Below are 12,259 nucleotides of genomic sequence, written 5' to 3'. Positions count from 1 at the left end.
CAGAAAGGAGGCTCACATGGATGACTCTCGCCCCATCTTCGCGCAGGTCGCCGAGAACATTGAGAACGACATCATCTCCGGCGCCCTGCCTGAAGAAGGCCAGGCTCCCTCGATCAACGAGTTCGCAGCCTTCTATCGCATCAACCCCGCGACCGCCCTCAAAGGCGTGAACGTGCTCGTTGATGCCGGCATTCTCTACAAGAAACGAGGAATCGGAATGTTTGTCGCCGCCGGCGCTCAAGAACAACTCAAAGGTGCCCGCCGCGACAGCTTCAGCAGCGAGTACGTTCGCCCCCTCTTGGCCGAAGCAGAAAAGCTCGGCATCGACTCCGCCCAACTCACCCAGATGATCGCCAAGGAGGCGAACAACTCATGACCTCCACCATCGAGGTAACTAACCTCAGCAAGCACTTCGGCAAAGTAAATGCCGTCAACGACGTGAGCTTCACGGTCGCCGAGAACAAGATCTACGGGCTCCTCGGCCGCAACGGCGCCGGCAAGACCACGCTCATGCAATTGCTCACCGGCCAAGAATTCGCCTCGAGTGGCACCATCTCCCTGTTCGGGCAAGCCCCAGTCGAGAACGCCAAGGTTCTGCAGAACACCTGCTTCATCAAAGAGAGCCAGCGCTACCCCGAAGACTTCCGGCCCAAAGACGTCTTCAAGACGGCCCCGTGGTTCTTCGCCAACTGGGACCAAGAATTCGCCGATCGCCTGATCGCCGACTTCCGCCTCCCCCTCGACCGCCGCATTAAGAAGCTCTCACGCGGCCAGCTCTCCTCGATCGGCGTCATCGTCGGCCTCGCCTCACGCGCACCGCTCACCTTCTTCGATGAGCCCTACCTGGGGTTGGATGCCGTGGCTCGTCAAATCTTCTACGACCGCCTTCTCGAGGACTACGCCAACCACCCGCGCACCGTGATCCTCTCCACTCACCTCATCGACGAGGTCAGCAACCTGCTCGAACACGTTCTCGTGATCGACGACGGCAAACTCCTCATCAACGAGGATGCCGAAACTCTCCGCAACCGCGCCACGAACGTTGTCGGCATGAAGACCGCCGTCGAGGCGTTCACCGGCAACCGCGAAGTGTTGCACCGCGACGGCATCGGCGGGCTCAGCTCGGTAACCGTTGCCGGGCTCAGCGAGAGCGAGCGCCGCGACGCACACGCTGCCGGGCTGGAACTGTCACCGGTGTCGTTGCAGCAGCTCATCATCCAACTCACCCGCACCGAGACCAAGGAATTCGAGGCCAGCGCATGACCACCACAACGGCTCTCGCCCAACCGGCAAGCCCCCTGAAGCGCATTACCAACGTAGCCAAACTGCATTTCGCCAACCCCTGGACGACCCTTGGGCTGCCGTGGATCATTCTCGGCGTGATCTTTGTGGGGATGCTGACCGTCTGGTGGCTGATCTATTCCGCCATTGATGAGTCCGCCCGAGAATCAGCCCTCGAAGGAACGCAGTTCTCCGGCTCAAGCTTTTTCATCTACATCTACATGATGGTCGTGGCGATCCAAGCGATCAGCATCACATTCCCGTTTGCTCTCGGCTACGGCGTTACGCGCCGCGACTACTACCTCGGAAGCGCGCTCGCTTTCGTGGCGCTAGCCGTGATCTATACCGCAGGACTCACGATAATTTCGGTCGCGGAAACGATGACAGGCGGCTGGGGAATGGGCGTCACGATTTTCGCGCCCGTCTACTTCGGGGCGGGCATCGCGGAACGCGTTTTTGTGCAGTTCGTACTCTTCCTGTTCTTCCTGTTCTTCGGTTCAGCAATTGCCGCCGTCTGGGTACGGTGGAAGGCAACCGGCGTGACGATGTTCTTCATTGTCATCGCGGCACTGCTCGTCGGATTGATTGCGCTAGCAACCTTCACGGATTCGTGGGGAGCAATCGGCACGACCTTCGTCACTCTCGGAGTCGCTGGAGTCGCGGCCTGGAGCCTCGTGCTCACCGCGATCAGTGGTGTGGCTGGGTTCACGTTGCTGCGGCGCGCAACTCCGCGCAACGCGGCCTAACCCGTACGCGGCAGCCAACGCGCTGGCCCTCACCACCCATCAGAACGGCGGATGCCCGGCTCTCCCCTCGCTGGAGGCCGGGCATCCGTTCGTTCGCAGCGAGTTCATTTGCGAGCTATTCGCTCGCACGATGTTCGCGCGGTGTTCGTTCGCGAACCGTTTGGTCGTGCGGGGTTCGTTCGCGGAGCGTGCGCGGCAGCGCGCTATGCGTCGATCGACTTCTGCATCAGGAAGGTGCCGACCCAGCGGTCGAACTTGAAGCCGACGCGCGTGAGGTGCCCGATGGATTCGAAGCCCAGTTTCTTGTGAAGATGAATGGAAGCGTCGGCTCCGTCATCCGAAATCACGGCAATGATCTCGCGGATGCCGGCCTGGCGCCCGCGCTCGATGAGTTCGTTCAGCAAAGCGCCGCCCACACCCTGCCCGGTTGCAGCCGGCGAGAGATAGATCGAGCCTTCGACAGTCTGCTTATAGGCGGCTTTGGGGCGCCACGGGAACATGGCGGCATAGCCGAGCACACGCTCATCGTCGTCGACCGCAACGATGAAGGGCAGCCCCGACTCTTCCACGGTGACCCGCTTGGCGGTCATGATCCCGGGAGTGACCTCAACAATGTCGAAGGTCACGACGGTCGTGCTCACGTAGTGGCCGTAGATTTCGGCGAGCGCCGCATCATCCACTGCGATGGCATCTCTAAAGTGGTGTGCCATGGCTGCTCCTGAGGTGTCGTGACAAAAATGCGATCAGCGAAGACTGCAAGTGGTGACGCTTGCACGTGTCGTGGGTAACGCGACTCCTATTTTAGAGGTCGAGTTAGCGGTCAACGCGCCAGTCAATAGGTGCAGCCCCTTGCGCTTCAAGCGCCGCATTCACCCGACTAAACGGCTTCGAACCGAAGAACCCGCGGCGCGCAGACAGCGGGCTCGGGTGCGCACTCACGATCGCGGGCGTAACGCCCAGCAACGGCGCAACGGATGCCGCATCCTTGCCCCACAGCACGGCAACAAGGGGTTGCGGCCTCGCCGCGAGCGCCCGAATCGCTGCAGCCGTGATTTCTTCCCAACCGTGACGGCGGTGGGAGCCTGTCTGGCCCGCCTGCACCGTCAGCACTCTGTTGAGCAACAGCACGCCTTGGCTCTGCCACGCACTCAGGTCAGCGTGTGCTGCGGGCGGGATGCCGAGGTCGTCGTGCAGTTCCTTGTAAATGTTGCTGAGGCTCCGCGGTAGCGGTCGCACCATCCGGTCGGCCGAGAAAGCGAGCCCCACGGCGTGCCCCGGCGTCGGATACGGGTCTTGGCCGACGACGAGCACGCGCACCTCATCGAACGGTGTCGTAAATGCCCGCAGTACGGCATCCGGTTCCGGAAGCCACGGTCGCCCGGCTGCGCTCTCGGCATCAAGAAACGCACCAACCGCCGCCAACTGCCCCTCGAACGGGTGCAATTCACGAGCCCACCCGGGGTCGACACTGCTCAAGTCCATGTCACTACGCTAATGCGCGCCCGGTCTACCGATAGCATCCGTTCATGTCATTCCTTCGCGGAAAATCCGGTGCCATCACAGTCGGCCTCATCGGCTACTTGTTCTTTGTCGAGCTGGTGAGCGGAATCATTCAGGGGTACTACATCCCCCTCATCCCCGACCTCGTTGAGCACTTGGGCATCCGCGATGCTGACTTCAATTGGTTCGAAGCCGCGCAGCTGTTGCTGAGCGCCATTGTGGTGCCGATTCTGGCGAAGCTCGGCGACATGCACGGCCATAAGCGCATCCTGCTCATCTCAACGGTTCTCACCGCCGGCGCCACCTGGTGGCTCGCCTTCACCGGAGACTTCACAAGCTTTCTGATCGCGTGGGCTCTGCAAGGTTTCTATGTGGTGTGGCTCCCCCTCGAAGTCGCGCTGATTTTTGACCGCGGCCGCGTCACCGGCATGGGCGCATCGCAGACCCGGCGGGCTGCGGGCTTCCTCGTCGTCGCTCTCGAAGCCGGTGCCATCATGGGCGCCCTCGGTGGCGGCCGCATCTTCAAGGCCTTCGGCGAGAATGTGCAACAGACGCTCATGATCCCCGCCATTGCGGTCACCATCGTCTTCTTCGTCATCCTCTTCGGCGTACCCGAATCGAAACCGCTGCCCGGCCGCACCCTTGACTTCTGGGGCTTCGTGCTCCTCACCATCGGCCTGTTGCTCATTACCTCCGGCCTCACGTTCTTGCGCATCAACGGGCCCGGCGCCTGGTGGGTCTACCTCGTCATGCTCGCCGGTATCGCGACCTTCATTCCGTGGGGACGTTACGAGCTGCGTCAGAAAGACCCCGCCATCGATCTTCGGATGCTGCGCGACCCGAGCATGTGGCCCATCCAACTCACGGCGGGCCTCGTCGGCATCAGCCTTCTTGGCGCGCAAGCACCGCTCGCGACCTTCGCCGGCACCGACCCCATCAATGGCTACGGCCTCGGCATGGAATCCGATGAGATTTCCTACATCATCGGCGCTTACCTCGTCTCGATGATCGTGGGAGCGCTGCTGTTCCCGATCCTGTCGAAGTGGAAGAGCCCGCGCGTGGCGCTCATCGTGGCCACGTTCTTGGTCGCCATTGGCTACCTGATGTTCTTGCCGTTCCACGCCACAGTGCTCAGCGTCTTCCTCAATATGAGTATCGCGGGCCTCGGCTCGGGTGCGCTCGTTGGCGCGCTCCCTGCTGCTGCGGCTGCGGCCGCCCCGCGAGGCCAGACTGGAATCGCTACGGCGCTCACCAACACGACCAAAACGATCGGCGGATCTTTCGCCTCCGCGATATTCGCCATCGTGCTGCTAGCCGGAGCCGCATCCGCTGTCTCCGAAACAGCCTCGAGCCTGTTCGGCTACCTGACGGTCTTCACGATCTGTGGTGCGGGCGCCCTCGTCGCGGCAGTGCTGTTGTTCTTAGTGCCGAAACTAGCCTTTGCGGATGTTGTGGATGACATCGAAGATATCGAGCCCACCGACGCCGCCGACGCAACTGCCGAGGGTAACCCGAACGCCGAAACCGACGCCGATCCCGTCGCCGAAGCCGACGTAACGCGCTAACGCGGCTTGAGCTCGCCGCGAATCATCTTGTGCGGTGCAGCCTGGGCAACGGGCTTGATCGTGATGAGGTCAAGGTTCACAAAAGGCGGCAGCTCGATGGCGTGCACGATCGTTTCCGCTATGTCGTCAGCGACGAGCGGGTCGGGAACGTTGTCGTACACAGTGTCAGCCTTGGCCGCATCACCCCCGAAGCGAACGAGCGCAAACTCCTCGGTCTTCACCATGCCTGGGGCAACCTCGATCACGCGGATCGGCTCCCCCGCAAGCTCAAGACGAAGCACAGCGGTGAGCGCATGCTGAGCAAACTTGGCGGCGTTGTAGCCGCTGCCACCTTCATACGGCACGGTTGCCGCAATCGAAGTGACCATGAGGATGCTGGCCGTCTCGCCCTCAACGATCGCTTCGCGCAGCAGCGGCAAAAGCGCACTGGTTACGCGCTTGGTGCCCACAACATTCACGTCGAACATCCGGATCCAGTCATCCGCATCGCTGTCTTCAACACTGGCGACGCCAAGGGCACCACCTGCATTGTTGACCAGAGCATGGATCGGGCCAAGCTCACGCAGGTAGGCGGCGAGCGCCTCGACATCGGCCTGCGAAGTCACATCGGCCACGAAAGTTTCGATGCCGGTATCCGCGGCGAGCGCGGCAAGACGGTCAGCACGACGCGCAACAGCCACCACCTGCCAGCCGTGCTTCGCGAAGCGCCGCGCGGTCGCTTCGCCGATACCTGAACTTGCTCCTGTCACTACTACTCGCCGATTCACCATCCTTCCAAAGTAGCGGTATTACACTTCAACAAATGACCGGAGTTCCCCTCAGCGCCCCGCGGACTGACCGCGCCCCCAAAGTGCGCATGCCGCACTGGGATAACGCCCGCTTTCTTGCGGTCACTCTGGTGGTAATTGGCCACGGAATTCAGCGGCTCACCTACGACTCCAACAACGCCCTCGCGCTGTACCTCTTTATCTACGCCTTCCACATGCCCGCATTCGCGATTATCAGCGGCTACTTCTCTAAGCCGGGGCCGCCATCGGCCAAACAGATGCGCCGCGTTCTCACCGACATTCTCTTGCCGTACTTCATCATGGAAGCCATTTGGGCGCTCGTGAAGTTCTTCGCCGAGGGCGAGACCGACCTCAACCCCTCGAAACCTAGTTGGACGTTGTGGTTTTTACTTGCCCTCGGCATCTTCCGCCTTGTCTTGCCCTACCTTGCGTTGCTCCGTTATCCGCTGGTGTGGGCCATCATCGGCTCGATCGGGGTCGGCTATTTCGACAACGTCGACAGCACGTTCTCGCTTTCTCGGGCCATCGGCATCCTTCCCTTCTTTGTGTTGGGGTGGAAGCTGCGCGAGTGGGGGCTGATCGAACGGTGGCGGGTTGCCGAACGCTCCGTGTGGTTAATTCGCGGGCTCGCCGTCACGGTGTTTGCCGGTTGGCTTGCCATCGTTCTCGGCAATATCGAGCTGTGGCGAACCATCGATCTGCGCTTCTGGTTCTTCTACGACGACTCTTATCAGGGTCTGGGCGAGGACCAGTGGTTCGCTGGGGGCATCCGCCTCGGGCTCATCGTTCTTGCGGTCATCCTGAGTGCCGCATTTTTTGCTCTCGTTCCGCGCCGCCACACGTGGATTACGGATGCCGGTCAAGCCACCATGTACGTCTACCTGCTTCATAGCTTCGTTCTTTATCCCCTGCGCGAAAGCGGACTCCTTCAGGATGAACGGGCGTCGGCGATGTGGCTCCTCAGCCTCGTGCTTGCCTCAATGGGCATTGCGCTGGTGCTCTCCACTCCCATTGTGAAGAAAGTTTTTCACCACATCATTGAGCCGAAACCTCGGTGGCTCTTTGCCCCATTACCCGACGACGACGCCAAAGTCTCAAAAAAGCGTTGAGTTACGACATATTTCACGACTGATTGACCGGTCGGTGAGGCCTGCTTAGGCTCGGAGTGTGGCGGATAGCCCGATCCACCAACCGACCAAGGAGGCCGCCGTGAGCGACTGGAACTTCGAAACCAAACAGATCCACTCTGGTGCGCAGCCTGACCCCACCACTAACGCGCGGGCCACACCGATCTACAAGACCACGGCTTACGTGTTCAACAATGCCGATCACGCCAAGAACCTTTTCGCTCTGGCGGAGTTCGGCAACATCTACACCCGCATCCAGAACCCCACTCAGGATGTCGTCGAGCAGCGCGTTGCCGCGCTCGAGGGCGGAACCGCAGCACTGCTGCTCTCCTCTGGTCAGTCGGCAACCACCATCGCCGTTCTCAATATCGCGCAGGCTGGCGACCACATTGTCTCGTCGTCCTCGATCTACGGCGGAACGTACAACCTCTTCAAGTACACGCTCGCCAAGCTCGGCATCGAAACCACGTTCGTGGAGAATCAGGATGATGCCGCCGAGTGGGCTGCAGCGGTTCGCCCCAACACCAAACTTCTCTTTGCCGAGACCATCGGCAACCCGCGCATCAACGTGCTCGACATCGCCGCGGTGGCTGATGTTGCCCACAGCAACGGTGTTCCGCTGATCGTTGACAACACGATCGCTACGCCCTACTTGATCCGTCCGTTCGAGCACGGCGCCGACATCATCGTTCACTCCGCGACCAAGTTCTTGGGTGGCCACGGCACAGTTCTTGGCGGCGTTATCGTCGATGGCGGCAAGTTTGAATGGTCGAAGAATGTGGAGAAGTTCCCCGGACTCACCGAGCCCGACCCCTCGTACCACGGTGCGAGCTACACGACCGTTCTTGGCGACTCGATCGCTTACATCATCAAGGCGCGCGTTCAATTGCTTCGCGACCTCGGTGCATCCATCTCTCCTGACAGTGCCTTCTCTCTCATTCAGGGAATTGAGACGCTCAGCTTGCGCATCGAACGTCACGTTCAGAATGCTCAAGCAATCGCCGAGTGGCTCGACAGCCACGATGACGTTGACACCGTGTATTACGCCGGCCTGCCGTCGAGCCCCTGGTACGCCAACGCCAACAAGTACGCACCCAAGGGTGTCGGCGGAGTTCTCTCCTTCGAACTCAAGGGCGGGGTGGATGCTGGGCGTTCATTCGTCAACAGCGTTGAACTCTTCAGCCATGTCGCCAACATCGGTGACGTGCGCAGCCTCATTATTCACCCCGCGTCAACCACGCACTCGCAACTCTCCCCCGAGCAGCAGTTGACCGCCGGAGTCACACCAGGACTGGTGCGCCTCTCGGTCGGGCTCGAGAACATCGTGGACATCAAGGCTGACTTGCAGATCGGCTTCGATGCCGCTCGCGCAACAGCTGCTGAGGCTCGCGCTCGCGTCTAAGACTGCTGTGGGTGGCGGCGGCGTTCTCTGAACGCTGTCGCCGCTTTGTTCGTTAACGACAGCCGTAATAATTTCGTGCCACACAGAATAGTTCGCGATACTTAGAGGACATGGACTGGCAGACACCTGAAGACACTGTTCCTTCGGCATTCATCACTGACGCAAACGTGCGTTCGCTCCTTGGCAAGCCCTCAGCTACTGGCGCCTGGCGCGAGGGCGATCCTGTCGGGCAGCGCTTGTTCACCACGATCACGAATCTCTCCTTAGAGTTCGGTGGAAAGCTCGCGTCGGCACGAATCGCCTACGAAACTCACGGCACCCTCAACGATGACGCTTCCAACGCCATCCTCGTAGCGCACGCACTCACCGGCGACAGTCACATTGCCGGCACGCCCGGCGACGGGCATTCGACCGCCGGATGGTGGAACGATTTGGTTGGCCCGGGCAAAGCAATCGACACCGATCGTTGGTTCGTCGTCTCCCCCAACATCTTGGGTGGCTGTCAGGGCAGCACCGGGCCGGCGTCACACGCCCCCGACGGAGCCGAGTTCGGCTCCCGCTTCCCGTTCATCACTATTCGCGACCAGGTCGCCGCTCAGGCGGCACTGAGCGATGTTCTGGGTATTGACCGCTGGGCTGCTGTCATCGGTGGCTCGATGGGGGGAATGCACGCGCTTGAATGGGCGGTTGGGCTCCCGAACGCGTCGCTAAGGTCGCCATTCTTGCCGCGCCTCCTGTGTCGACGGCAGACCAAATTGGGCACAACTCGGTGCAGGTGGAGTCGATCCGCACAGATCCTGCTTTTGCCGATGGCGCCTACTACGATGCTGCTGACGGCGATGGGCCTCACCGGGGGCTCGCACTGGCTCGACGCCTTGCGCTACTGAACTACCGCTCATCCGACGAGCTGAACGAACGCTTTGCGCGCACCTGGCAGAGCGAGGTGAGCCCCTGGGGTCGCGGTGGTCGCTATGCCGTCGAAAGCTACCTCGATTTTCACGGCAACAAGTTGCGCGCCGTTTCGATGCCAATAGTTACATCACTCTGGCCGAGGCCATGAGTTCACATGATGTTGCTCGCGGTCGCGGCACAATGCAGCAGACACTCGCTCTGGCTACGATGCCGGCGCTTGTGCTTGGCATCGACAGCGATCGTCTCTTCCCTGTCTCTGGTCAAGAGATCATCGCTGAGTTTCTGCCCGGAAACCTCGACGGCCAGCTGCCACATGTCATCCATTCACCATTTGGGCACGACGGCTTTTTGATTGAGTCAGAGCTTGTGAGCACGCAATTGGGCCGACTTCTCAACCTCTAGACCTGCTGGGAATCGCCACAAACCGCGCGTGTTGAGGCAAAATTGGGGAGTCCTCGTGTCCTTTGGCGGTGCGTCACCCCCGACAGAGGGGTGAAATGTGCAAACATTGCCACAAATGGACCTCATTGCAAAAGAACGAGATCGCCTACTGCAGCGCACAGCGCGAGTGGCGAGTCTGAGTTTTCTGACCGTTTCGGTCATTTGCCTGAGTCTTCCGGGTGCCGTCGATACGATGACGCTTCTGCTCTGCATTCCGCTGTACCTCGTTATTGCGGTCATGCAGTTTCAGATTGGCAATAGCCGCTCGCTCGGGTGGATTTTTCCCGCCTATGCCGCCGGCATCCTCGCAATTCTTCTCATCGCCGGAACCCCGAGCGGCCCCAGCCCAGCTGGCCTGTCGGCAGCAGCTCAACTCGCGTCAGCTTCGTTGGCGTGTCTCGCAATTGTCCTGACGACAACGCTGGCGCGTCGCCTCATACTTTTGGCGAGCTTTTTGGCGGTGGCAGGCACAACCGTTCTGGCGCTTGAGCCATTCCAGAAGCCTCTGCCCACTCTTGCATTGCTTACACTCGGCTGGATCCTTGCGGCACTCATCGGCTTCTGGATTAGTTCGGGCGTTCCCCAAGCCGTTCGCCGCATAGCCAGCATCGGTCGCGCTCACCGCGCTGAACGCCAAGCGAGTGAAACTGAGGCTCAACGTCGCCAGGGTGCACGACTCCTGCACGACACGGTGTTGGCGACGCTCACGCTGCTTGCTCACTCCGGTGTAGGCGTTTCGGCGGATGCCATGCGCCAACAGGCAGGCGATGACGCACGATTGCTGCGCCAGCTGCGCCTCGGGGCAACCCCCACCCCGCAAGCATCCGGAGACTACAACCTCAGCACTCCCGTCAGCGAGACGGTGCTCGGCACGACACTCGAATCAGTAAAACAACGTTTCGGCCGCATGGGTCTCGAAGTGAGCTGGCACGGCACTGGGCAGGTGCTCTTGCCAAGCGATGTCCTCGATGCTTTCCTCTTGGCCCTCGCAGAGTGCCTGGAGAATGTTCGTCGCCACTCAGGAGTCACTGACGCTCACGTCACCATCACCGAAGACGAGACGACGGTACGCGCGATGATTACCGACTCTGGTGTTGGCTTCGTTCTCGACGATGTCGACTCTGCCAGCCTCGGGTTCAAGGAGTCTGTCGTGGCACGCCTCAAAGAGGTCGGCGGCCAGGCTCGACTGTTCTCCACGCCGGGCTCTGGCACCACCGTTGTCTTGGAGGTTCCACGATGACCTACGCTCCCCCAGAAGAAAACACCCTCGGCGTTATCGTTGGAAGCAAACCACGCCATTCTAAGAGCGCAACGGTGAGGCGCCTTGCGGGCGATGACACTCCCCGACTAACGAGCCTCGGAACGGGCTTTGTTGGCGTCGGTGCTGCAGTTCTGGTGAGTCTGCGTGCCATCTATGGGCTGGTGTGGCTCATCATCCAATGGGATCTGTATCCGAATCCGATTCTTGCCACCGCTGCGTGGATCATTCTTATTCTCATCGTCGCCGCCACCATCACCACCGTCCAACTCGTGAGCGGCCAACTTCCTCATTGGATGTTCGCGCTGTTCCTGATTGGCCTTGCCGCGGTGGTTGCGCTCGACCTCTACGCCATCTGGCCGCTACATGACATTGGCGGGCACGCGACTGCAGCAATAGCCGCCGGAATGACGTTGCTGCTCGTGCTTACGGTCCGCCCCAGCTCAGACATCATCATCGCGGTCTCGGTGATCGGCGTAGCGCTCGGCGTTGCTGCTGTGCTCAATGTTCCGCTTACGACAGACAGTGTGGCGCCTCAGATCACGGCAATCGCATTCGCGGTGCTTCCGACGGTGATCGGGCTGAGCCTCATCAGCAACTTCCGTCGCCTTGTTCAGGTTGAGCTTGACCGGGTATTGGTGCAGAGCACCCTCACCGCACCACGTTTTGCGGTCGGGATGATGGCATCCGAAGAACTTGCTCGCCTCGACTTGGCAGCAGAAAAATTGCTCGACTCGGTGGCAAACGGCACGACCAAGCTTCCCCTCGCTCCCAAGATCGCTTCAACGGCGGCATCCTTGGCCACCGAGCTTCGCTTGCATCTCATTGAAGGGCGCCGCGAAACGTGGCTGTACCACGCGATTACTGAGTCAGATTTGCTTGGCAAATCGGTGCGACTCACCGACAAAGGTAGCCTCGCTGGGCTGCTCGACCCCGTGCAGCGTGACGGGCTTCTCTCCACAGCGTGGCTTTTCGTGACCGATACCCCCAAGCGCGGTGCCAAAAATACCGTTCACATCACTATTGCTCCATCAACTACCGTCGTGGCCCCCGGCTTCGAAGACAAAGTAGCGATCGGAATCACGATCACGTCGATCGGCGTGGTGCGGAATCGGATCGATGCATCAACGTGGGAAGCCATCGCAAAGGTCGGGCATTTCACCGACTCCACAGAAGACTCCAGTGTGAGACTCGACATCGAATGTCTTGTCGATAACCCTGCAGACCAATAAATTCGTA

11 protein-coding genes and 1 pseudogene are annotated in these 12,259 nt (G+C 60.6%); 9 read left to right on the top strand and 3 right to left on the bottom strand.

Going from position 1 to position 12,259, the window contains the following annotated elements; genetic code table 11:
* Nucleotides 1-16 precede the first annotated feature (16 nt).
* From ON14_RS10440 to ON14_RS10430, 3 genes are read left to right on the top strand one after another with little or no spacing between them, the layout of a single operon-like run.
* Nucleotides 17-376, top strand: coding sequence for a GntR family transcriptional regulator (locus tag ON14_RS10440; protein WP_010205039.1), 360 nt, complete (start codon nt 17-19; stop codon nt 374-376).
* Nucleotides 373-1,263, top strand: coding sequence for an ABC transporter ATP-binding protein (locus ON14_RS10435; protein ID WP_010205036.1), 891 nt, complete (start codon nt 373-375; stop codon nt 1,261-1,263). The genes ON14_RS10440 and ON14_RS10435 overlap by 4 nt, the downstream gene beginning before the upstream one ends.
* Entirely contained in the window at nt 1,260-2,027 is a 768-nt protein-coding gene (locus ON14_RS10430) for a hypothetical protein (protein ID WP_010205033.1), read from the top strand. Before ON14_RS10435 ends, ON14_RS10430 begins: the two co-directional genes overlap by 4 nt.
* Nucleotides 2,028-2,230: 203 nt before the next feature.
* On the opposite strand, the gene ON14_RS10425 is transcribed toward ON14_RS10430, so the two are convergent.
* Together ON14_RS10425 and ON14_RS10420 are read right to left on the bottom strand one after the other, a co-directional pair.
* Nucleotides 2,231-2,737 carry a GNAT family N-acetyltransferase gene (locus ON14_RS10425; RefSeq protein ID WP_010205032.1) on the bottom strand — a complete coding sequence of 169 codons (507 nt, stop codon included), beginning with the start codon at nt 2,735-2,737 and terminating at the stop codon, nt 2,231-2,233.
* 103 nt (nt 2,738-2,840) lie between these two features.
* Complete coding sequence (locus ON14_RS10420; RefSeq protein ID WP_010205031.1) at nt 2,841-3,509, bottom strand: uracil-DNA glycosylase; 669 nt, start codon at nt 3,507-3,509, stop codon at nt 2,841-2,843.
* Nucleotides 3,510-3,553: 44 nt separating this feature from the next.
* Between ON14_RS10420 and ON14_RS10415 the strand changes: the two genes are divergently transcribed.
* On the top strand, nt 3,554-5,092 hold the full coding sequence (locus tag ON14_RS10415) for an MFS transporter (protein WP_010205030.1): 1,539 nt from the start codon (nt 3,554-3,556) through the stop codon (nt 5,090-5,092).
* On the opposite strand, the gene ON14_RS10410 is transcribed toward ON14_RS10415, so the two are convergent.
* The gene (locus ON14_RS10410; RefSeq protein ID WP_039742597.1) at nt 5,089-5,862 is read right to left on the bottom strand and encodes an SDR family oxidoreductase; all 774 of its coding nucleotides are present in this window, start codon (nt 5,860-5,862) and stop codon (nt 5,089-5,091) included. The two genes, ON14_RS10415 and ON14_RS10410, sit on opposite strands and share 4 nt — an antisense overlap.
* 32 nt (nt 5,863-5,894) lie before the next feature.
* Between ON14_RS10410 and ON14_RS10405 the strand changes: the two genes are divergently transcribed.
* The 5 genes and pseudogenes from ON14_RS10405 (at nt 5,895) to ON14_RS10385 (ending at nt 12,252) form a co-directional block, all read left to right on the top strand.
* A complete protein-coding gene (locus tag ON14_RS10405) occupies nt 5,895-6,989 on the top strand; it encodes an acyltransferase family protein (RefSeq protein ID WP_010205028.1) in 1,095 nt (364 codons plus the stop codon).
* Between the two features lie 58 nt (nt 6,990-7,047).
* Nucleotides 7,048-8,409 (top strand): bifunctional o-acetylhomoserine/o-acetylserine sulfhydrylase, encoded by a 1,362-nt coding sequence (locus ON14_RS10400; RefSeq protein ID WP_237719727.1) that lies wholly within the window; start codon nt 7,048-7,050, stop codon nt 8,407-8,409.
* 110 nt (nt 8,410-8,519) lie between these two features.
* Nucleotides 8,520-9,723, top strand: a pseudogene (gene metX, locus ON14_RS10395) (homoserine O-acetyltransferase MetX).
* A 115-nt stretch (nt 9,724-9,838) separates the two neighbouring features.
* Nucleotides 9,839-11,002 carry a sensor histidine kinase gene (locus tag ON14_RS10390; protein WP_010205026.1) on the top strand — a complete coding sequence of 388 codons (1,164 nt, stop codon included), beginning with the start codon at nt 9,839-9,841 and terminating at the stop codon, nt 11,000-11,002.
* Entirely contained in the window at nt 10,999-12,252 is a 1,254-nt protein-coding gene (locus tag ON14_RS10385; RefSeq protein WP_010205025.1) for a hypothetical protein, read from the top strand. Before ON14_RS10390 ends, ON14_RS10385 begins: the two co-directional genes overlap by 4 nt.
* Nucleotides 12,253-12,259 lie beyond the last annotated feature (7 nt).

Origin of the sequence: Salinibacterium sp. PAMC 21357 (assembly GCF_000247645.1) — a bacterium.
GTDB lineage: Bacteria > Actinomycetota > Actinomycetes > Actinomycetales > Microbacteriaceae > Rhodoglobus.
The sequence above is the reverse complement of the archived record's forward strand: the minus strand, read 5'-3'. Positions and strand labels throughout refer to the sequence as shown.